Origin of the sequence: Chitinophaga tropicalis, from assembly GCF_009758205.1 — a bacterium.
Taxonomy (GTDB): domain Bacteria; phylum Bacteroidota; class Bacteroidia; order Chitinophagales; family Chitinophagaceae; genus Chitinophaga; species Chitinophaga tropicalis.
This window is the reverse complement of the sequence record NZ_WRXN01000003.1, coordinates 60,780-81,903: the sequence shown is the minus strand read 5'-3', so window position 1 is coordinate 81,903 and position 21,124 is coordinate 60,780. Positions and strand designations below refer to the sequence as shown.

Sequence of the window (21,124 nt, the reverse complement as noted above, 5' to 3'; positions counted from 1 at the left end):
ATTATGGATTTCCCTCGTTTACGGTACACCTTGCTGACCATCTCACTTTTATTTTTTATTACAGCCGGTCAGGCTGGCCCTATTGTCAGAACTTCCCGCGGGTATATTTCCGGTATACAGGAGAAAGGCATTTCCGTATTTAAGGGAATACCTTATGCAGCGCCTCCGATCGGCCCCCTGCGCTTTAAAGCGCCTGTCGGTATGCCGGCCTGGCAGGATACCCTGCAATGCAATGCCTTCGGCTCAATAGCCACTCAATATGACGCTAATACTGTAAAAGGAGATGAAAATTGCCTTTCACTCAATCTCTTTACTCCTACCCTCACTCCCGCTAAAAAAATGCCGGTACTGGTATGGATCCATGGCGGTGGTATGACTGCCGGTACAGGCATGCGGCAGAACGGGCATGCTTTCTCTCATAGCGACAGCATCATCACGGTTACCATTAACTACAGGCTGGGCGTATTCGGCTTTTTATATCTCGGTGATGTACCTGGATATCAATCCGCAGGCAACAACGGGTTGCTGGACTGTATCATGGCATTGAAATGGATAAAGGAGAATATCAGCGCCTTCGGCGGAGATCCTTCCAGGGTAACCGTCATCGGTGAATCTGCCGGCGCTAAAATGGCCAGCACCTTACTGGTCACTCCTGCTGCCAAAGGCTATTTCAACAACCTTATCCTTGAAAGCGGAGCAGTACAATGCATACGCGATTCAATCACCGCCAAAGCCATCCGTCAGCGTGTCATGGATACACTGAAAATATCCAATCCCGCAGATCTCCTGCAACTTCCGGCAGAAACGCTTATAACCGCACAGACAAAAGTACTCGGCGGAGCGAAGGGCACAAACTATTTCGGCCCTCTTGAAGACGGGAAGATCATTAAAGGCGATGCCCTGGCGTATATCAGAAAACATAAGAACAAAAAGGTCCGCGTCCTGCTGGGCAGCAATAAAGCAGAAAGCACCGTGTTCATGAACATGGATAAACGGCTCAATCAGCCGGATTCCACGTCTCTGAGTGATTGGTTCGGGGATAACTATCATTACATCAGCGATGCCTTTCAAAAACTGGCAGGCACTCAACCAAATGATGCCGCTATGATAACCCTGAGCCGCTACATGTACCGCATGCACACCTGGCGACTGGCAAAAGCACTCGCTGTAAAAGGCAACCCGGTATGGCTCTTTTCATTCGAACAGGAGAAGAACGGTGCTCCCGCCACCCATGGTGATGAGCTGGCCTATGTATTTTATGAAGCCGGCAGTCAGCAAAAACCCGCTAATCCGGATCTGGCCGTACTCATCCATCAGCAATGGGCGGATTTTATAAAAGGAAAATCTCCCTGGAAACGGTTTGATCAGCACAACTCTATGATGATCCTTGATAGCAACAGCCACGAAACAACTGCCGAAGGGTATGAAGATCCAGACCATCCAACAATGGGATTTATCCTGAATTAATCTTTCTTCAAAAAAATTTGGACAAGAAAATATAATTCCTATCTTTGCACTCCCAATTACAAAAAAGGGAATGATTCCGTAGCTCAGTTGGTAGAGCAATACACTTTTAATGTATGGGTCCTGGGTTCGAGTCCCAGCGGGATCACTGAAAAGCCCGGCTTCGAAAAGAAGTCGGGCTTTCTGTTTGTATTAAATGCCTATAAGTTTTGAAACGAGCGCACGTAAAGAATTATTCTTGTTGCACGAGTTTGTCATTTCCTTGTTATAATAGATTTCTTCTGGGAATATCATCTTCTGGATTCTTTGTTTTTTTCGATAAATCTCCCCATCCAAATCGATACTTTATCTTTCATGACTCTTAATTTTTAATGATGAGCTCTTTGTAAGCCATCGGGCAACGTTGTGCGGAAGCTTCATCTCCGTTTACTTAAATTTATAGCTTTTTCTATTCGTGGACGATTATATCGTTGAAGGAAAATTGGATAAAGGTTTAGTATGACATTTAACACCAGTAGCCACAAAGATTTGAGCACTCCAAATTTGAAAGCCACGAAAACATTAAATCCCAATACTATGAGCAGGATAATTATGTGACCCAGTTCAGACTTTTTTGTCTGATAATGTAAATCCAACAAAGATTTGGTACTTCTTTCTATTGGGATGGATTTTCTATTTAGTTTTTCCCAGCCAATCCAAACCAATAATTTTCTGAAAAAATTTATTCTAAGGTGCTCATATATTTTTCCGCCTCGTTCCCATTCCTTTTCATTATAGTAAGAAGAAGTAAGCGGATTTTTTAGTGCTTCAGTAAAAGCAAGCACACATAGCATCAAAAGGAAATTCAACGCCCATGCGAATGTAAAACTATCCAGCCTCATATAATGAACCAGGGCATAAATCGAGGCAATTCCAATAATTGAAATTAAAATTAAGTTTAATGCTTTTTTCATTTACAGCTCCGTCTGGGGTTCTCTTGTGTTACCAAACTCTCAAATATACACAATAGCCCTGACTAGTGGAAGAGTGGTATTTATTTCTTTACAGCTAAATACCTACTCAGACCGCAGGCTCTTAATGGGGTTATTAAGCGCTATCCGGATTGTTTGAGAGCTTAATGTAAGCAAAGCAGTAAACAGCATCCCCATGCCACTTAGCACAAAGATCCACCAGCTAATAGATGTACGGTCTGCAAAGCTTTGCATCCAACTATTCATAGCCCACCATGCAACGGGAGTTACAATAATAAACGATAGCAGTACCAGGTTAATCATTTCCATTGAAAGCAGCGTTACGATCTGCATTACTGTGGCGCCAAGCACCTTTCGCACTCCCACCTCCTTGGTACGTAGGCTGGTAGAGTAGATGGCCAGCCCTAACAGGCCCAGGCAACTGATCAGGATAGACAAACCCGATGCCCATGCGAGCAAGCGGGAGCTACGCTGTTCACTCTCATAAAACCGGGCGATGCTCTCGTCGTAGAAATTGTAATTGAATTCATCATCGGGATAAATCTCTTTCCATGCCTTGCTAATTGCGGAAATGGCAGTTTTCCATTCTTCTCCCCCCGGTGTTTGCGGCCGCAAGGCAATATGGAACACGCTGCTATTCCAGGCTTCGTTGGATATCATGATTGCCATCGGCTTGACTGCATTATGCAATGATTCCTGCCTGAAATCAGCCACTACGCCTACAATCTGCATGCGCTTATCACCATTAAATTTCTCTATGTATTTTCCGAGTGCATCTGTGGGATTTTTAAAACCCAGCAGCCTGCTATAGGTTTGGTTTATTACAAAGGCGGAAGAATCTGATTTTCTAATATTACGTCCTGCTAACAATTTTATGCCGTACAAACTGATATAATCCTCGTCCGCAAATTTCAGATAAAGTTGCAGCTTGATGTTTTGCCTGCCATCGTAAAACTCGGCATCTGTTGAACTGGTTTGGTATGATGAAGGCGGTACTCCTCCGCGGCTGATCATGCTGATCTGCGGTATTTGACGAAGCTTATCGGCAAGCACCTGTTTCTTACTTTCTGTATTGTTTTTCCAGGGAGTATTCATGAACACAATAGCATCTTTCTTAAACCCAAGGTCCCTGTTGAGGACATAGCGGGTTTGCTTGCTGACCATAATCGTGGCGATGATAAAGAACTGGGCAATGACGAACTGGCTTACAGTGAGCGATTTGCGCAGCCACATGTTCCGCGTGTTGCCGTTTTCAGTATGGTTCTTCAGTATAGTTACAGGCTTAAATGCAGATAATACCATGGATGGATAAAATCCGGCTAAAAGACTCACTACCGCTATCAGCGCAATAAGAAAAAGCAGGATTTCGGGCTGTTGAAGCGGGTTAAAGTGTATCTCCGGAGCGATGAAGTCAGAAAATATCTTTAGCAGGCTGGGAGCCAGACTAACTGAAATGCCAACTGCGATCAATGTAACCAGGAACGTTTCTGTCAGTAATTGTCCAACCAGTTGGCCCCGGGTGCTCCCTATTGTTTTACGGATACCTATCTCTTTGGCCCGTTGTGACGATTGGGCGGTACTGAGATTGATAAAATTGATACAGCCGAGAATAAGCAGGAACGCTGCGATAGTCAGCAGGCTATAGAGCGTTTTCCTGTTAGCTATATGGTTTCCCTGGTAGTTTCCGTATAGGGCATTAAAGTGAACGTCACTCAGGGGCTGCAACCCGAATTTACGCGTACTGCCCACGTCGTCCGGCTTGGGTGGATTATATTTTAAAGCTATCGCCGTAATAGCCCTTTCAACTACCGCAGGATCTGCACCTGTCGAAAGTTTTACATAACACTGCGATGCTGACGAAGTACCACCCCAGTTGGTAAGTTCAAATCCAAGGTTGTCGCTTATCTTTTTCGTAATGGTAAGCGTGCTCAGGGAAATAAAATCACTGAACTTCAAATCTGTATTTTCTCTAAATGGAGCTACTACACCGGTAACCTGTAAATTGATGGAATCGTCATATATGAGCGTCCTACCTATTATATCAGCGTAAGAAAGCCCGGGAAAATATTGCGTGGCCTTATCTGAAGTAACCACAACCGCATTGGGTTGGGTTAAAGCGCCCTTAACCGATCCTGCAAGCCATTTGTATCTGAATACATCAAAATAATTGTTTTCGGCAAGAATAATCTGCTGCTGCCGTTTAAATGTCTTTGCAGTGCCTCCGGTAGGCACCTTCACATCCATATCGTATAGGGTAATAAAGGGAGCCACCTTTTCAACACCGGTCACTTCCTGCCGGATAGCCTGGGGCAATGGGGCGCTTACCCCCATATTATACACCTTTTCGCCGGAAAAATCATAATTCGTAACCACACGGTAGATCCGCTTCTGATCAGGGTGAAAACGGTCAAAGCTGAAATCGTGGTTTACAATCAGGAAGATGATCAGCGACGCGCTGATACCTATAGATAAGCCGATGATATTGATCAGCGTAAACAGCTTGTGCCGTTTAAAATGCTTCAGGGCAATTTTCAGGTGATTGGCGATCATAACTGCAGGTTATCTTCGTACACTGTCAAAAATACGCCCAATCTGTCAACAAATTTATTTTCAACAAGTTAAGAAACGTTCCCCGTGGCTTCCTGTTCGCAAACGAACAGAAGACTGTACGTTTACGTTACAATAGTGAATCATATATAAAATTTGACCTCAAACTTCTCTGTTAAGACTATCCTCCTTAAAATACGTCCCGGATATTTCCAGGGATTCGGGTTTTGTACCTAAGCACTCTCTTCTTATTTAATTTCAAGCTTATATCCTTTCCCGCGTACAACAACAATGTTGATATCCGGGTCAGGTTCCAGTTTTTTCCTGAGTTTTGATATGAACATATCCAGGCTACGCCCCACAATAACACCTTCATCTTCCCATATCTCCTTTTGCAGCCGGCTTCTATCAATAGTCTCGTTGGGAGACAACGCAAAAATGTGCAGTACCCGGGTTTCAGTACCGGTTAAGTCTATCGTCTTTTCATTGATTATGAGCTTTCGATTCTTCGCATCAAACAAAACTGAGCCCAAAGTAATCATACCAGTATCCAGACCGTCCTTGGGTAAAGTCCTCTCCGGCTTAATGGACCTCAAAAAAATAAAACCCGCAAATGCAAAAAATGCCAGGCTGCCCAGAAGAATTCTATTCTTTGCTGTATTTATTCCTGTCGGTTTGAATTTAATGTTGACCATATAACATCCTCTGGGTTGCACTCTTCTTTTGCATGTTATAATATCATCTTTTCTATTTTCAGATACAGCAAATCCATAGGCTATACTGGCGTTGCTACAATTCAGAACGTTAACAACATAATTATGCGCCAGCGGGTCCCGGGCTAATAAACGGCGGGTAGTATTCACCAGGGAGTCCGGTTGAAACGTAAGATCAATCCCAAAACTGATCTGGTATTCATTCTCTCCGATCTTTTTTACCGGAAGCACCCTTGACGTACTGTCGCCCGACTGTAAAAGCACTTCATGTCCGATCCTGCGGAGTAAAACTTCTCTTCTGGCAATGTCAAAGTCGTCACTGCCTTCTATACTGAAAGCCACACAAATTACAGAGATAAACGAGAAGAGTATCAATCCCAACAGATATTTGCGTTTTCCGGAGAGAAGATGTTGACGAAGATGCATAGTGTCAGGCCCTTATTTACAAATTTACAATTTACAGTTCAGATTCTCCGCGCACTGAAGATATCAAAGTAATTTCACTGGATCAACTTTGATATGCTTTAAAAGAATGCCCGGTGCTTACTAAAAAATGAAATAAGCTGCATTAACCGGTATTCCAGGCGCTCAGCTATTACCAATATTAAATATAAATTATAAATTATACACGCATTCGTTTTATTCTTAATGTCTTTTTTTCATACCTCCCGTAGACAAAACCAGAGATTCAGGTGTTTATTATTACAGCGGGACATCCTTTCAACACTTTACCACCCGGGAGCGGGAGGGACTGGCCAATAATCAGGTGATGTCTGTTTATGAAGGTAAAAGCGGCATTATTGGGTTCGGCTGTGAAAAGTGATTGTTATATTACTTCAGATAGTGGATAGCGGTTAATTGGTTACTTTATCGTATAATCTTTTACGGTCACCTCCGATAATCTGAAATAGCCATAAGCAAAGTTTGCGAAATGAGTCTGATTGACGATATTTCCTCTCACCATACCTGGTGCTGTTTGAAACGGGCCAGTACCAGCCCCGGACGCGGTTAACAATTTTCTGAAATAATCATAATATCTCCGGGAAATTCCATACAGACTGATGCTTATCATATCTCCGGTCTTCAGCTTTTCGTCAGAAAAATATTCCTGCATTAAGTTGCCCTGGCTGTTCTCGTCATCTTTGGCTTTATAATCCGGGAACGTTGATACAGGTGATAGAATACGGTGCAGATAGTAATTTTCTTCATTGCCATTATCCTGGTAGTAGTAAGTAATTTCCACTTCATCACCTCCAAACCCACCGGAATTATTCTGTCTGATATTATTTTCAATATCCGGCACACCTATACAGGTTTCGGTCGCAGTATAAATCTCCTCATTTAAAACTACTTTCAATGTATAAGTTTCCCCGATAACCGGATGGAAATCGGAGCAGATATATTCTCCCGTACCGGGATTCTCTATAAAACTAAAAACAGTATTTGCTGAATTTGTTATAACTATATCCGCTCCTGAAACTGATGGGAATATTGTACTGTAATATCCGGTTGTGGTAGAAAGCCTGATTTTCTGCTCATTGCCTGCCGTACCCTTTACCCAATCAATCGATGCATCAATTACTAATTTCGGTTCTGCTGTTTCTACATCCACTTCCACTACCTTTGTGCAGGACAGAAGAAAAAAGCAGGAAGAAACAACCAGGTATTTAAGTATATTTTTCATTTTTATGTTATTAGAATTAAAATCTGAAGTTATATGCCACACCCGGAATGATACCGAAAATCGATATTCTCTTTGCTTCGCTCATCCCTGTTTCCCTGTTTTGCTCGAACATAATAGATGCGGCGTTGCTTCGGTTGTAAACATTGTAAATACTGAATACCCATTCACTTTTCCACCTTTTTTTGCTGTCAGGCTTTGGCGTGTAGGTTGCCGATAAATCCAAATGATGATAAGCCGGAAGCGAACTAACATTCCGCTCTCCGTAATTCGCAATCGTAATTCCCTGATATTGATATTTGCCGATGGGATAGGTTGCAGCTTTGCCTGTCTGGTAGGTAAAAATGCCGCCAAAATTCCATTTTTTTGTCAGTTGATAGGCGGCTGTAAGTGAAAAGTTATGCGTTTTATCATAATTGGCACGATACCATTCGCCATTGTTAATGCCAGGTTCTTCAGCATTTCTTCCCGGTGTACGCTGTTCTGCTTTAGAAAGTGTGTAAGAAAGCCAGCCTGTCAGTTTCTGCGTATTTTTCTTCAGCATCAACTCAAGTCCGTAAGCCCTTGCCTCCCCGTTTAGTAATACCTGTTCTATGGCTTTGTGGGCAACCAATTCGGCGCCATCAATGTAATCTGCTTTATTTTTAATTTTCTTGTAAAAAGCTTCTGTTTCCACAGAATATTTTCCTTTGCTGAAATTTCTGAAATAGCCCAATGCCACCTGGTCAAGAATTTCGGGTTTCAAATATTGGTCGCTCGGTGCCCAGATATCGAGTGGAGAGACGGAAGCTGTATTGGAAATTAAATGGATATACTGGCTCATCCGGTTATAACTTGCCTTAATGGACTGGTCGTCATTTATGGCATAAGAAACCGCCAGACGAGGCTCTAAATTTCCAAAATCAATGATCTTTTCGTTTTTATTGTAATGCGTTGTACCCGTAGGTGTCCCTTCCTCATAAATTTGTAATTCGGGATTGAAAATCACTGCCTGATTATTGGTATAATTATTTACATTCTGTTCCCCCAACCGTTGGAAATTGCTGTATCGTAGTCCATAATTCAATGATACTCTATCCGTGAGCTTTTGCTCAGCACTGATATACAATGCATTCTCCCAGGCGTATTTTCTTTCAATCTGGTCGGCATTGACAGGCGATGTAGTATCCACAGGTTTTATTGTGCCCGGATTGAATTGATAATAGATGGAATTGACGCCATAATTCAACACCAGCTTATCAGACAGATGATGACTAAAATTGTACTTAAGATTATAATTACGGATGTCCGATGCCCAATCAATGCCAGCATATTTTATCTTCAGGCCATAATTGTACTTACTGTAAATGATCGATGCATTGGAAAAAAATTTCTCCGAAAAGATATGGTTCCAACGAAGATTAAAGAATGAGTTCGAATAATTGTTGCTGAAAAAATTGCTGAAATCCATATTATCCCTGCCGAAATATCCTGAAAGGAAAAGCCTGTTATTGTCATTGATCTTATAATTCAGTTTAGTATTCAAATCATAAAAAGAAACAGAATTGTCGTTGCCAGCCAGTTTCAGAAATAAATGAGCATAAGAAGAACGACCAGCAACCACGAACGAACTTTTATCTTTCACAATTGGGCCTTCTGCCAATAACCTGCTGGAAACCACCCCAATTCCACCCGTTATATGATATTCTTTGTTGTTCCCTTCCTTCTGATAAATATCCAAAACAGAGGAAGTGCGCCCCCCGAAACTGGCAGGTATTCCACCTTTATACAATTTCAGATCTTTAATCACATCGGCATTAAAAACGGACAGAAAGCCGAACAGATGCGAAGTATTGTAGACAACGGCTTCATCTAACAATATCAGATTGCCGTCAACAGAACCACCCCTGACGTTAAAGCCTGTTCCTCCTTCCTGTGCATTGGAAACTCCCGGAAGTTGCAGAATAGCTTTCAAAATATCAACCTCTCCCATAACAGCCGGCATTTTTCTGATGGTAGAGATAGTGAGTTTATTCACACTCATTTCCGGTTTTCGGATGTTGCTTGCTGAACCACTATATTTTATCACTACTTCATCTAAAGTTCTGCTTTTCTCAAGCATGGAAAAATCTTTCCTGGTATTTCCTGTCAGAAAGATATGCTCTTCAATACTCTCAAATCCTATACAACTGATAACGATCGTATATTCTCCTTTAGGCAGGGTGATGGAATAAAAGCCATACGCATTGGTAACAGCTGAAACTTTTGCTTCAGGAATAAAAATGCTTGCACCGATTATTGTTTCTGTGTTTGCTTTCATGGTAATTACTCCACTCAATGCGACTTTCTCCTGTGAATAAGCCCTGAATGAAATGGTTATAAATAACAGTGTATAAATGATCTTGTATCGCATCTTCTAAAATCGATTTAACAATTGTAACTTGAACACAAAACTATTCGTTTGGATAACCGTCTTTTTCTAATTATACCAAATGCGGTATCTTTTATAGCAAAGCATGCCGGGGTACTACAAAATATATTTCTCATTTTACGCGTTTTTATAATACTTCATGCTTTCGTATAAAAAGCATACACTTTCGTATAAAAGCAGATCAGAACATAGCTTTAAATGTTAAGTTTGTTCTATACAATTTCATAAATGAATGATTTTACCCATCAGAAGCTTATTAGTGAAAACGTACTTTTTCGTTTCCTGATTTCGCCTGGACGCAGAATATTCCGGCATCTGCTGCTCATTGTTTTTATAGGTACTGTGTTGTATAACAGTACTTCCGTAATTGCCAACCCCATAGCGGTATTTGTATATTTTATTACATTATTCTATGTAAACATGTATGTGCTGGTGCCAAAGCTTTTGTTCAGGAATAGAAATATTGCATATTGTTTATCTGTGATCTGCATTCTTATTATAGTGGCTATTTGTGGTAATTTTTTCAATCCTTTTAATAAGGAAACTGAGCTGAATATCCCACTGTTTTCCTTTCTTACCGTGTTGCTGTTAGCGGCTTCATCTTCCATAAAACTGTTTCAGAAGGGAATGACGGACAAGCTATTGATCTACGAGCTGGAACAGTCGAAAACTTATGCAGAACTGGAACAGTTGAAAAACCAGATCAATCCGCATTTTTTGTTTAATATGCTAAATAATGCCAATGTCCTGACAAAGAAAGACCCTGATAAAGCCTCACAGGTTCTGATGAAGCTGAGCGATTTACTTCGCTACCAGCTTTATGACAGCGCAAGGGATAAGGTGTTGTTGACTTCGGACATTCATTTCCTGGAAGATTTTTTAAATTTGGAAAAGGTAAGGCGGGATAGTTTTGATTTCCTGATATCAAAAGAAGGAGATCTGAGCGGTGTGCAAATCCCCCCTTTGCTGCTCATTTCGTTTGTGGAGAATGCTGTCAAGCACAACAATGATGCAACAAGGTCGTCTTATGTAAACCTGTATTTCGACGTTAGAAACGATGAACTTTTCTTTAAATGTATCAATTCCAAACCTACGCTTAAATCCGTTAATAATACAGGCGGATTGGGGTTGATAAATGTCAAACGAAGACTGGAACTTTTGTTCCCGTCAACACATAGTTTAAGCATTGAAGATGACTCAGAAAAGTATTGCGTAAGCTTAACCATAAAGCTATGACCGCATTGATTTAGTTATATAGTAAAGGGTATAAAATTATGAACTGCATTATTATAGATGATGAACCATTGGCAAGAGAAGCCATAGAGATGTTGATTAACCAAACTGATGATTTAGATTTGATCGGTTCGTTCAACAGCCCCGAAACCGCTAAAAATTTCATAGAAAACAATACAGTTGAATTAATATTTCTCGACATACAAATGCCTGGAATTAACGGGATTGAATTTGCCCGGACCATTCCAAAAGAAACCTTTGTGATCTTTACAACCGCCTATTCTGAATTTGCTACCGACAGCTACGAAGTAGATGCGATTGACTACCTGATAAAACCAGTAAAATCAGAGCGTTTTCAAAAGGCTGTTGAAAAAGCCCACACCTACTCCAGATTATTTAAGGCGGACTACGCTAATATCAATATCGAACAGATAGCAGACGATTTTTTCTTTGTGAAAGCAGATCGAAGAATCTTTAAAGTCTATTTCAATAACATACTTTTTATTCAAGGTTTAAAAGATTATGTTGTAATGCACAGCGAAAATCAGAAAGTAATTACAGCGATGAATATTAAAACTATCTATGATCAATTACCAAAAGATATGTTTGTGAGAGTAAGCAAATCCTATATCATCAATGTTAAGCATATTGGCTCTGTGGATAATAACACCGTGTATATCGGTACAAACGAAATCCCTATCGGAAGTATTTATAGGGATTTCTTTTTCAAAGAATTTGTAACAAAAAAGATCGTAGGTAAGTAATTTACGTATTTCCAACCTTCATCTGATGCTGTAATCATAAGCCCGGAATGTCAGTAAACTCCACTAAGGGCCACCTTTATTTTTTCTGGCTCATTTTCGCAAATCTGCATTCCAGATCTGACAACCATTTTACCCTCCTTTTCTGGCTGACCGATTTAACACGATTAAAGCTGATCCAGCTAAGATTCTTATATCCCATTGTTTTAAAAACACTTCTTAGCATTGCTTTCCGGATTAGATTTCCAATAAGTAAGGAATACATTATTTTCGGTTTATTCATCGTGGTGATAATGGTCACCCCCTTTAAGTTTTCCAGAAGAGGTACCAATCCGAAGCCTCTTGGATGATGATCATAAGCAACCCCGGGAGTAAGTACCCTGTCAATAAATCCTTTGGTAGCTGCAGGCATTAAGTCCCACCAGATAGGAAATATAAAAATCAGGTGGTCAGCTTTCTTCAGGCGCTTATTATAGTCTATCACCTGTGGGTCAATAGCTTTGTGCTCTACAAAGCCTTTAAGGTCTGCCTTAGACATAACCGGGTTAAAACCGTCATTATCCAGATGTATAAGGTCTACTTCGTGACTTGCAGTTTTAAGTCCTTTTGTTACCGCCTCTAAAATCGCGTTTGCATAGCTTCCCTCATAGGGATGGTTAAATACGATTACCACTCTCATTTTTCTTTTTGAAGCAAAACTAATCCACCCGATGGGGCCTGACGATAACATTTGTTATCAAATTATGCTTTGTGGATCAAAAGATGCTTTTGCATTCATGCTATCCCTTTCCCGCCAGTTTACTTTTTATACGGCTAAGATGAACTTTTGTTATTCCCAGGTACGAAGCAATATAATGCTGGGGAATACGCATTATAATATCAGGACGCTCCTGGAGTATCTGTTCATAACGTTTTTGAGGGCTATCTTTAATATGTGAAAGCAAGAGCTTTTGACAGTACACAAATCTGTTTAAGAGATGTCTCTCCTGCTCCAGTTTTATATTCGGAGAGTTATCCAGGACAAATTCAAAATCTTTTCTGGAAAGAGCCTTTACAATACAAGGCTCTATGCTTTCAATGCTGTAGAAGCTGGGCTCATTTGTTCTGAAACTTTCAATAGCGGAAACACCTTCCCCTTCAAAGAAGAACTGCGTGGTTATCTCGACCCCATCATTATTAAACCACGTCCGTAAGCAGCCCTTTTCTATGAGATAGGCATTTTTTGAGATTTCTCCTTCCCGTAAAAGTATTGTTTTGGCAGGTATTTCCTGGCGTTTAAAGAGGTGATTGAATTTATTCCAATCACTGGCTGCAGCTATGGTTCCTTTATTCATTTAAGTATTATGTAAAAGCATCTCCTTAAACAAATATACTAAATAGGCTTAATTCCTGTTTTGCAGCATAAAAAAGAAGGCACCTTAAAGGCGCCCTCTTTTACTGTGATCAGGTGATCCTTAATTTTTTATTATCCTGAAGGTTTCGTTTTTATTATTATCACCCACCTGTATAAAATACAAGCCGGATGGGAGGCCATCGAGCGACAATGTTTTCCTGTTGTTGTCATTGATTTCAATAGTTCTCAGCAAGCGCATATCGGCCCCAAACACTTTCGCCCTCACTTTGGAAGTGATAGGTTTGTTGTATTCGATAAAGACGTAGTTGCTGGCGGGGTTAGGATAGATGCTCACTGTTTCCTGTTTGGTTACCGGCGTCACTTTGCTGAGTGTTATGGATGGCGCGGCCACCCGTTGTTCTATCACACCGCTGTTGAGTGCATCGTATGCGTTTACGATAAACTGACCACAGAGCAGTTTGGGATATACTTTCTGGAACAGGGTATATTTCTCTGCGTAAGGTTTGAAAGAGAGAGCTATTGGTGATACCGTAAGTTGTTTAGGACTGAGGTTGATGATGCTTACCGGCGGCTGGTGTAATTTGATACACTGCTGACTGGTGCTGCTCAGATCGCGGAGAAGCACGTTGGTAAAAGTGCTGGTATTGCCGGCGCTGCTGATGATGTAGTTCGCATTGGCCAGTATTGCGAATTTGTCTTTGCCGGCTGCTTTTATTTCAAGGCCATACCTTTCGGTGTAGCTGGCCGTCTGCGGGAAGGTGCTGAACTCTACGAGCCCCAGGGAACCAGGCACGTAGCGCAGTTGCAGGAAGAAGACCTCTTTGCTCACGGCAGTGTAGTAGCTGGTGGTGAAGCCGGTGAGATAGAGTAAGTAGCTTTCGTTACCCAGGTCGCGGATAACGAGGTCGTTGGATTCTTCCGTACCGGCATCGCCAACATGGAAGGAGCCTGTGATGGCGCCGCTTTCTCTTACATCCATTATCAGTACCTGTCTGTTAGCTGCGCCGGTAGCGGCTGTAACGTCAGCAAAACCGGAGATGAAGAAGGCATCGTTGCCGGCAATGTTAGTACGTTTCACGATCTTGGTGCCGGCAGATTCAGTAGTAGCGCCAAGATAAGCGAAACCGGTAACGGGAATCCCGGTAGGCTGAAGACGGAGGAAGAGCGCCTGGCGCGGGCCGCTAAAGCCGCTGGTACACAGCTCTACATAGCCAGTCAGGATAATGTTGTTGTCTGTGGCTTCTGTCAGGGCCAGCGCATTGGCGTTACAGGTAAAACTGGTGGAGTAGTGATAGTTCCATACAATGACGCCGGCGCTGGTGAGGCGGGTTGCCAGTACGTTGATCTGCTGACCTGCCGGCACGGGGCTGTAGCGGCCTGCAATGATCACGTCTCCATTAACCGCTTCAATGAGATCATTGTACTCAATAAGCGTGTTGGCATTGGCAGTACTAACCGCGGAAAAGTGTAGCTTCTGTACCCAGACAGCGTTTAACAGCTGATCCAGGCGGATGAGTACGGGCGTGGAGTACACAGGGATACCATTGATGAGATTTGGAGACTGGATCACGTAGCCTAACAGGTAGTACCCCTTACCGCTTTTCATGCGGAAGATCTTCTTTGGCAGCAGGGAAGGCAACAGTTTGCCGGGTTGTGGCACCACATGCTCGGAGATGAAGTTACCGTTGGCGTCAAACTGATCGAGCGATAAAGAACTTTTCGTGGAATCCTGGTACACATTGGCGCTCCATAACAGGAAGGCCTGCGGGGCAGAAGCTACTGCTGGCGTGTCTACAACGAAACTTGCTGCTTTGTAGTGGAATTTCAATGCGAAAGTGTTGTAGTACAACTGGTCCGCATTTTGTGCCTGGGTAGTGCTCAAACCAATAAGCCAGGCAATAATAATCAGGTATAAGTGTTTGTTCATGGGGGATAGTTTTAAGTTAACAAAAGGGTTATCATAAAAAGTCGACAGAATATCATTGAAGATAAGCAGACAGGGCTGTAATCAACATGCAGTCAACTGCCCGGTTTACGCTTTTTTATCACTTTTGGTAATAATCTTTCAGGAACGGATGCTGAAATACCACTGCTTTTTTAGCCTCCCGGAGTTATCTTCACTTCTCTCCTCTCCCATCCGCAAAAAGTCGGATTTAGATAAAACAAAGTCTATTTAATACAACGATAGAGATAAGGTTGGAATATAAATTTGTCATTCTTCCAACATAGACAGCATCAAATTCACGTAGAAAAACAATATGAAAATATTAAGGATAACAAATCTCGTCACGACTCCTGTACTCCTGTCGTTAATCAGCTTCAGGACTTATTCTCAGCAATTATATATAGGTACGAACAGCCATCCGAACCTGAATTTATTGAACTAAAGTAGATCTATCAATATTGCTTAAACACCTTATTAAAATGAGAAGTAAAATTCTAAAGACCTTTGCACTGGGCCTGATCCTGTCAGCCAGCTCTGTGATGCTGTATGGGCAAGAGCTACCCATCGCTGCCGGCCCATTTAAACCATCAGATCCTTCTTTTAAACAATATCAATACCCCACCTGGTTCAGAGACGCCAAATTTGGGATCTGGGCCCATTGGGGACCGCAGGCTGTACCCCGTCAGGGTGATTGGTATGCCCGGAATATGTATATCGAGGGCAGTGAACAATACAAATATCATGTTGCGCATTATGGACATCCCTCCAGATTTGGATACAAGGATATTATTCCGCTATGGAAGGCAGAAAAATGGGACCCCGAAAAGCTGATGGCGCTGTATAAAAAGGCAGGCGCAAAGTATTTTGTCAGCATGGGTACCCATCACGATAATTTCTTTTTGTGGAATTCTTCGCTTCACCGGTGGAACGCCGTGAAAATGGGCCCTCATAAAGATGTGGTAGGCCTTTGGCAGGCAGCTGCCAAAAAGCATGGTTTAAAATTTGGAGTGTCTGAACATTTAGGAGCAAGCTATACCTGGTACCAGCCAGCCCATAAAGCTGATACCGCCGGCCAGTACAAAGGTGTGCCTTATGATGGCAATGACTCACAATATGCAGACCTGTACCACACCAGGGCCAGCCCTGATGATAATGGATGGTTGAGTAAAGACCGCACCTGGGCACAGGAATGGTATAAATACATCAGGGAACTGGTAGATACTTATCATCCTGACCTGCTCTACTCGGATAGCCAGTTTCCGTATGATGATGTTGGCAGGGCTATGTTAGCTAATTTTTATAATGGGAATATCGCCTACAACAAAGGGCAGATGACCGCTGTGTATAACTGTAAGCAACCTTCAGAAGGTATGTGGGTACAAGACCTGGAACGCGGCGTACAGGATTCAATCAGCCCCTTTCCCTGGCAGACCGATACATCTATTGGCGATTGGTACTACCGCACTGGCCAGACCTATAAAAGCGCCACTGATATTATACAAATGCTGGTGGATATTGTCAGCAAAAATGGAAACCTGCTGATCAATATTGTACAAACACCAGAGGGAAATATAGAGCCGGATATCCTTACTACACTTGACGAGATAGGTAAATGGACTGCCGCCAACGGCGAAGGCATATATGGCTCCCGCCCATGGAAGATATTTGGAGAACGGCCCGAAAATACAGCGGCAGTTAAAGCAGGCAATTTCAATGAAGACAGGATAAAATACACCGCAAACGATATCCGCTTTACCAGCAACGGCAAAAAGTTATATGCCTTTTTACTTGACACCCCTACCGGGGCTATTCGCATCAAATCACTGGGCAAGTCCTCAGCTGTAAATACCCGGAAAATCATGTCAGTAAACCTTTTGGGCAGTACAGACAAGATACAATGGCAACAGGAAGCGGATGCGCTTGTGATTAAAAAGCCAGCAAATTTACCTGCCTGGAAAGTATTGGGCTTTAAAGTAGAACTTGGCGATTAAGAAAATCTCCGGATAATTATTCAGAGACAGGAATTAGTACAAAGGTCTTCACTTTCACAGTGAAGACCTTTGTTATTTCACAGCGGTATTCAATATAAGTTGGAACATGAAAACATATTGCGGATGTCCAAACCTGAAGTAGTTATCTCCAAATTTACTCGTATATATTAAAAAACAAAATATTCAATGGACCGCCTGCATTTGTCCGGCGCTCCATCTGAAAATATTGACGACATTCTTACAGTTTTTACTAATTTTGCGACCCAAACCGGGGCTCCCGGTTCAGGACCATATCAGAACGCTGACCACCACTATATCCGGAGTATAATGCAAACTAGTACTTATGAGAAATAAAAAAGAGAACGTACGTGAGGTATTTCCTGCCACTATCGACAGATTAAAGGAGCGGGCGCATGACGCTGGTGTAACCCTGACCGATGTAGCTATTGCGGGTGAGTTGGGTATCTCGGAGCAGACATTTGAATTTTACTACCAGAAGGACAAAGCTCCTGCTGAAATATTTCACCTGATGCGGGAAAAATACAAGAAGTTCATCGGAACACTATACATCGAACGCATGATATTCACAGATGAACCCGATGACTCCGATTTAGATGATGAGGACCTGGAAAATGATTAAAATACAGTTTTTACATAATTTGAGCCGCATAGTATAACACGCTATGCGGTTTTTAATTTTAATAGTATATGTTCAGGATTCAGCCCCTTTATCACTTTGAAAAAATGCAAATAAAAGCTTATATTTAGCAGTATCCCATTATTTACCTTTAAAACCCTCATTATGTTCCCTCATTTTTTCAAAACTACCTTTGCCCTTTTTATCTGCTTTAGTTTAATGAGTACATCTCCTCTGTCAGCCGGCAACCATTCTGCCGGAACTGCTTTAAGCAAACAGGTAAAACGTATAGTAGCAAGCAATCTTTTTGTTATCCCTTTTCGTACCGCAGCTTCTTATAAGCGGTTAATTTCGCCGGAAGGCAGTATGCAATCTGAAATTGCAGAATGTTGGGGTTATTTGACGCTGGACAATTTACAAGGCCTGGGGTATCCTTATCAAACGGCTTTCATGGTAGGTGGAGAAGCAATGCGAAACTACCCAGGATTAGATCTGACCGTTGAATATGCAATCTCCCAAGGTGTATCTTTTGAAGATATAGCCAAAGTACTTGCGAATTGCATGGTATACTGCGGCTGGGAATAACACTTAATGTCTGCCCGGGTGAACCGCATAGCTAAGTCGCTATGCGGTTCTTTATTATTATAAACCACTATCTGACCGCCATCCCGGTTATTCCTCCTGTTATATCAGTCAGGCCTACGGGCTTCTCATTTTTCCAGTATGTAGCCATGCCATCAAGATAACCAGCCACATAAACGTCATTCCCTGCTACTGCAATGGCCTTTACCCCGGCTCCCGCCGCTTCTTTCCCACTGGTCAGCCGGATAACTTTCCCATTCTTCCAGCAAACAACAATATTTGCTCCTTCCTGGTTCCTGTCAATCCCCGCTACATATACATCCTTGCCTGATACAGCAATAGCACCTGCCCTGCAGCCGTCCGGAAGGATAACAGGCTCTCCATTCTTCCAGTACATAGCGATTTCCTTTCCTTCTGCATCAGTAGTAAATCCCGCCACATAAACATCATTGCCGGAGATGGCAATAGCATTTGCTTCTGCACTCTTTTTACCATCGGTCAACGCTTTTGCCGCCCCGTTCTTCCAGCAGGTGGCCACATATATCCCTTCCTCATTGGCCTGGTAACCGGCTATATAAACATCATTTCCGCTAACAGCAATGGCAGTTAATTTAGTGTCTTCCCCCAACGGAGTAGCTATTCTGTTTTTCCAGTATACAGCCTGGCTGCCATTATTTCCAATCACATGCACATTTGAACCGGATATACTAATGCCAGTTGCTTTTGCATATGTTTTCCCATCTGTCAGCGTAATAGCCTGCTTATTTTTCCAGTAAGCAGCAACGGACTCTCCTTCAGCATTGTCCTGATACCCGGCAATATACTCGTCGTTGCCGGATACAGCAATTGCGGACGCTCCTGCCCCTGTCTTACCATCTGTCAGCTGGATTATTTCCCCGTTCTTCCAATAAGTAAGCCCTGTTCTTTTACCTGAATAGTCGTCATATACAAATAGTAATGAAGCTGAGGACTGAGCCTTAAGAGTATAAGTAACAGCCATCAATAATAACAACGTACCGGCTAATTGTTTAATCATCATTCTCTGCGTTTAGATCCCAAAAATATATAGCCTGTACCGTTTTGCCTATTTTCATGCAACTACACCTCTACTACAGTAGCATCTACAAGACGTCTACAAGTTGTAGGATCTTATTTAACTGTAACTTTTGACAGATCGGCCCCTACGCCTTTGAGCGCTGCATAGGTCAGTTTATCCATTATCGCATTGTCAAACGAGATGGTCTGAATAGCACGATAATATTTATTGGTCAGGGCATACGGCGAACGGAACGACACATTTCTGAGCGTCGCACCTTTAAACGAAGCCTCATTCAGCGCAGTATTATGAAACTTGACACCAATGAACGTCTGACCGTCAAGACATACTCCCCGCAAATCGGAATACGTAAAGTCCACTCCGTCAAAGATGCAATCTTCAAAGATCGTTTTTCTAAGATCGGTCATGGTCAGCTTTGTGTCGCTCAGTTCTATACCGGTGAATTTTGCACCGGTAAGTCCGGACTTGCTGAATTCAGTGCGGACAAGAATGCTCTTATTGAAACTTGCATCTGAAAGGTCACTGGCAGACAGGGTACAATCTGTCAGGTTCGCTCCATCGAAATTAGCTTCCCGCACATCGCTGCCACTAAACAAGCTGCCAGTCAGGTCCGCACCGGCAAAATTGGAACCCCGCAATGCACTCCCTTTAAATTTCGTTTTATGTGCCGTAACACCCGCGAAGTCACTCTCAGACAGGTTACTCCCGCTAAAGTTTGTCAATAACTGCTGTTCTGACGAACGGGAGAAGTTCTCCACTTCCTGCTCCGTTTGCTCATTGTCGCCAGCACCTTCAATCGCCATCTTAAAAACGGTTTCAACGTCTGCAGATTGAAAATTTTCTGAAAAATAGTTGAGGTCAACACCCAAAATCTCCGCGAGCCGGTTAAAAGTAACAATATCCGGGATAGACTCTCCCCGCTCCCATTTTCCAATTGCCTGCGGACTAATAAATAAGAGTTGGGCAAGCTGCGCCTGAGACATATTTTTTTCTTTTCGTGCTTTGGCAATTTTGCCGCCAAGGATCTTAGTATCCATATGTACTGTTTTTGTTTTATTTTTTTCGATACAGCAAAGTTATTCCGGTCATTTCTACAATCAGCAAAAATGCCACTCCTGTTAGTTGCAATCACACTACTTATGGTTGCTTTTTAACAACCTGCAGTTGTATGTATTGAAAATCAAACACTTTCTATTCAACATTGCTCCTTCGTTCCCGCTGCTGCACAGCCCCCTGTCTTCCCAAATTATTTGAAGATTCCGGATAATTAATATTATCTTAGCAACTAAGATATTTACTCAATAAGACATAAAATGGAAAGCGAAGTACTCACCCGGATAAGAAAGCTGAGCCAGCAGTATGCTTACACATCTATTCAGATGCACGAAACCATTGCCCGCCAGGCAGGCCTTCCGGGAACAGACCATAAATACTTAGGATTTTTAATACAAAAAGGAGAAATGACGGCAGGCGAGCTTTCAAATTTAACAGGTCTGACAACAGGTGCAGTTACAGGCCTGATAGACAGGTTTGAAAAGAAAGGGCTGGTAAAAAGACAATTTGCTGAAGACGATAGACGGAAAGTGATCATTAAACCCAACACTGAAAGTATAATGGCGCTTTTCGCACCGCTTTATAAAGAATTCCGGAGCAAATCACAGGAATTGCTCGCCTCCTTTTCCAACAAGGAGATCAAAGTCATTGAAACCTATTTCTCGAAAGCCATTGAAATAATGAATGAAACAACCAATAAACTCAACAATAAATAACCCTAAAAG

General features: G+C 42.3%; 17 protein-coding genes and 1 tRNA gene. 8 read left to right on the top strand and 10 right to left on the bottom strand.

What is annotated here, in order from left to right:
- Window positions 1-3: 3 nt before the first annotated feature.
- Both GO493_RS08505 and GO493_RS08500 read left to right on the top strand, forming a co-directional pair.
- A complete protein-coding gene (locus GO493_RS08505; RefSeq protein ID WP_157305719.1) occupies window positions 4-1,467 on the top strand; it encodes a carboxylesterase/lipase family protein in 1,464 nt (487 codons plus the stop codon).
- Between the two features lie 72 nt (window positions 1,468-1,539).
- A tRNA-Lys gene (locus GO493_RS08500) sits at window positions 1,540-1,612 on the top strand.
- A 268-nt stretch (window positions 1,613-1,880) separates the two neighbouring features.
- Here GO493_RS08500 and GO493_RS08495 read toward each other — a convergent pair.
- The 5 genes from GO493_RS08495 to GO493_RS08475 form a co-directional block, all read right to left on the bottom strand.
- The gene (locus GO493_RS08495; RefSeq protein WP_157305718.1) at window positions 1,881-2,417 is read right to left on the bottom strand and encodes a glycosyl-4,4'-diaponeurosporenoate acyltransferase CrtO family protein; all 537 of its coding nucleotides are present in this window, start codon (window positions 2,415-2,417) and stop codon (window positions 1,881-1,883) included.
- Between the two features lie 102 nt (window positions 2,418-2,519).
- Window positions 2,520-4,985: an ABC transporter permease gene (locus GO493_RS08490; protein ID WP_157305717.1), complete on the bottom strand. Its 2,466-nt coding sequence runs from the start codon at window positions 4,983-4,985 to the stop codon at window positions 2,520-2,522.
- Window positions 4,986-5,230: 245 nt separating this feature from the next.
- On the bottom strand, window positions 5,231-6,121 hold the full coding sequence (locus GO493_RS08485; protein ID WP_157305716.1) for a winged helix-turn-helix domain-containing protein: 891 nt from the start codon (window positions 6,119-6,121) through the stop codon (window positions 5,231-5,233).
- 436 nt (window positions 6,122-6,557) lie between these two features.
- Window positions 6,558-7,379, bottom strand: a complete 822-nt coding sequence (locus tag GO493_RS08480) for a DUF4249 domain-containing protein (RefSeq protein ID WP_157305715.1) — start codon at window positions 7,377-7,379, stop codon at window positions 6,558-6,560.
- 16 nt (window positions 7,380-7,395) lie between these two features.
- Window positions 7,396-9,768 carry a TonB-dependent receptor gene (locus GO493_RS08475; RefSeq protein WP_157305714.1) on the bottom strand — a complete coding sequence of 791 codons (2,373 nt, stop codon included), beginning with the start codon at window positions 9,766-9,768 and terminating at the stop codon, window positions 7,396-7,398.
- 246 nt (window positions 9,769-10,014) lie between these two features.
- Here GO493_RS08475 and GO493_RS08470 point away from each other — a divergent pair, with 246 nt between their 5' ends.
- Both GO493_RS08470 and GO493_RS08465 read left to right on the top strand, forming a co-directional pair.
- Window positions 10,015-11,022 carry a sensor histidine kinase gene (locus GO493_RS08470; protein WP_157305713.1) on the top strand — a complete coding sequence of 336 codons (1,008 nt, stop codon included), beginning with the start codon at window positions 10,015-10,017 and terminating at the stop codon, window positions 11,020-11,022.
- Window positions 11,023-11,060: 38 nt separating this feature from the next.
- The gene (locus tag GO493_RS08465) at window positions 11,061-11,783 is read left to right on the top strand and encodes a LytR/AlgR family response regulator transcription factor (protein WP_157305712.1); all 723 of its coding nucleotides are present in this window, start codon (window positions 11,061-11,063) and stop codon (window positions 11,781-11,783) included.
- A 76-nt stretch (window positions 11,784-11,859) separates the two neighbouring features.
- Here the strand turns inward: GO493_RS08465 and GO493_RS08460 are convergent, their stop codons facing one another.
- From GO493_RS08460 to GO493_RS08450, 3 genes are all read right to left on the bottom strand, one after another.
- A complete protein-coding gene (locus GO493_RS08460; protein WP_232538794.1) occupies window positions 11,860-12,510 on the bottom strand; it encodes an NAD(P)H-dependent oxidoreductase in 651 nt (216 codons plus the stop codon).
- 49 nt (window positions 12,511-12,559) lie between these two features.
- Entirely contained in the window at window positions 12,560-13,114 is a 555-nt protein-coding gene (locus tag GO493_RS08455) for a Crp/Fnr family transcriptional regulator (protein WP_157305711.1), read from the bottom strand.
- 120 nt (window positions 13,115-13,234) lie between these two features.
- A complete protein-coding gene (locus GO493_RS08450; RefSeq protein WP_157305710.1) occupies window positions 13,235-15,061 on the bottom strand; it encodes a T9SS type A sorting domain-containing protein in 1,827 nt (608 codons plus the stop codon).
- Window positions 15,062-15,558: 497 nt separating this feature from the next.
- Here GO493_RS08450 and GO493_RS08445 point away from each other — a divergent pair, with 497 nt between their 5' ends.
- The 3 genes from GO493_RS08445 (at window position 15,559) to GO493_RS08435 (ending at window position 18,292) form a co-directional block, all read left to right on the top strand.
- Window positions 15,559-17,070, top strand: coding sequence for an alpha-L-fucosidase (locus tag GO493_RS08445; RefSeq protein WP_157305709.1), 1,512 nt, complete (start codon window positions 15,559-15,561; stop codon window positions 17,068-17,070).
- 343 nt (window positions 17,071-17,413) lie between these two features.
- Window positions 17,414-17,710 (top strand): hypothetical protein, encoded by a 297-nt coding sequence (locus GO493_RS08440; RefSeq protein WP_157305708.1) that lies wholly within the window; start codon window positions 17,414-17,416, stop codon window positions 17,708-17,710.
- A 162-nt stretch (window positions 17,711-17,872) separates the two neighbouring features.
- Entirely contained in the window at window positions 17,873-18,292 is a 420-nt protein-coding gene (locus tag GO493_RS08435) for a hypothetical protein (RefSeq protein ID WP_157305707.1), read from the top strand.
- A 67-nt stretch (window positions 18,293-18,359) separates the two neighbouring features.
- On the opposite strand, the gene GO493_RS08430 is transcribed toward GO493_RS08435, so the two are convergent.
- A complete protein-coding gene (locus GO493_RS08430; RefSeq protein ID WP_157305706.1) occupies window positions 18,360-19,328 on the bottom strand; it encodes a hypothetical protein in 969 nt (322 codons plus the stop codon).
- A 110-nt stretch (window positions 19,329-19,438) separates the two neighbouring features.
- Window positions 19,439-20,383: a pentapeptide repeat-containing protein gene (locus tag GO493_RS08425; protein ID WP_157305705.1), complete on the bottom strand. Its 945-nt coding sequence runs from the start codon at window positions 20,381-20,383 to the stop codon at window positions 19,439-19,441.
- Between the two features lie 276 nt (window positions 20,384-20,659).
- On the opposite strand from GO493_RS08425, the gene GO493_RS08420 reads away from it, so the two are divergent.
- On the top strand, window positions 20,660-21,115 hold the full coding sequence (locus GO493_RS08420) for a MarR family winged helix-turn-helix transcriptional regulator (RefSeq protein ID WP_157305704.1): 456 nt from the start codon (window positions 20,660-20,662) through the stop codon (window positions 21,113-21,115).
- Window positions 21,116-21,124: the final 9 nt, after the last annotated feature.

What these genes read in the sequence shown, in the direction of transcription:
- GO493_RS08505 (WP_157305719.1), top strand. Translation starts at nt 4, where the DNA reads ATGGATTTCCCTCGTTTACGGTACACCTTGCTGACCATCTCACTTTTA.
- GO493_RS08495 (WP_157305718.1), bottom strand. Translation starts at nt 2,417, where the DNA reads ATGAAAAAAGCATTAAACTTAATTTTAATTTCAATTATTGGAATTGCC.
- GO493_RS08490 (WP_157305717.1), bottom strand. Translation starts at nt 4,985, where the DNA reads ATGATCGCCAATCACCTGAAAATTGCCCTGAAGCATTTTAAACGGCAC.
- GO493_RS08485 (WP_157305716.1), bottom strand. Translation starts at nt 6,121, where the DNA reads ATGCATCTTCGTCAACATCTTCTCTCCGGAAAACGCAAATATCTGTTG.
- GO493_RS08480 (WP_157305715.1), bottom strand. Translation starts at nt 7,379, where the DNA reads ATGAAAAATATACTTAAATACCTGGTTGTTTCTTCCTGCTTTTTTCTT.
- GO493_RS08475 (WP_157305714.1), bottom strand. Translation starts at nt 9,768, where the DNA reads ATGCGATACAAGATCATTTATACACTGTTATTTATAACCATTTCATTC.
- GO493_RS08470 (WP_157305713.1), top strand. Translation starts at nt 10,015, where the DNA reads ATGAATGATTTTACCCATCAGAAGCTTATTAGTGAAAACGTACTTTTT.
- GO493_RS08465 (WP_157305712.1), top strand. Translation starts at nt 11,061, where the DNA reads ATGAACTGCATTATTATAGATGATGAACCATTGGCAAGAGAAGCCATA.
- GO493_RS08460 (WP_232538794.1), bottom strand. Translation starts at nt 12,510, where the DNA reads ATGTTATCGTCAGGCCCCATCGGGTGGATTAGTTTTGCTTCAAAAAGA.
- GO493_RS08455 (WP_157305711.1), bottom strand. Translation starts at nt 13,114, where the DNA reads ATGAATAAAGGAACCATAGCTGCAGCCAGTGATTGGAATAAATTCAAT.
- GO493_RS08450 (WP_157305710.1), bottom strand. Translation starts at nt 15,061, where the DNA reads ATGAACAAACACTTATACCTGATTATTATTGCCTGGCTTATTGGTTTG.
- GO493_RS08445 (WP_157305709.1), top strand. Translation starts at nt 15,559, where the DNA reads ATGAGAAGTAAAATTCTAAAGACCTTTGCACTGGGCCTGATCCTGTCA.
- GO493_RS08440 (WP_157305708.1), top strand. Translation starts at nt 17,414, where the DNA reads ATGAGAAATAAAAAAGAGAACGTACGTGAGGTATTTCCTGCCACTATC.
- GO493_RS08435 (WP_157305707.1), top strand. Translation starts at nt 17,873, where the DNA reads ATGTTCCCTCATTTTTTCAAAACTACCTTTGCCCTTTTTATCTGCTTT.
- GO493_RS08430 (WP_157305706.1), bottom strand. Translation starts at nt 19,328, where the DNA reads ATGATGATTAAACAATTAGCCGGTACGTTGTTATTATTGATGGCTGTT.
- GO493_RS08425 (WP_157305705.1), bottom strand. Translation starts at nt 20,383, where the DNA reads ATGGATACTAAGATCCTTGGCGGCAAAATTGCCAAAGCACGAAAAGAA.
- GO493_RS08420 (WP_157305704.1), top strand. Translation starts at nt 20,660, where the DNA reads ATGGAAAGCGAAGTACTCACCCGGATAAGAAAGCTGAGCCAGCAGTAT.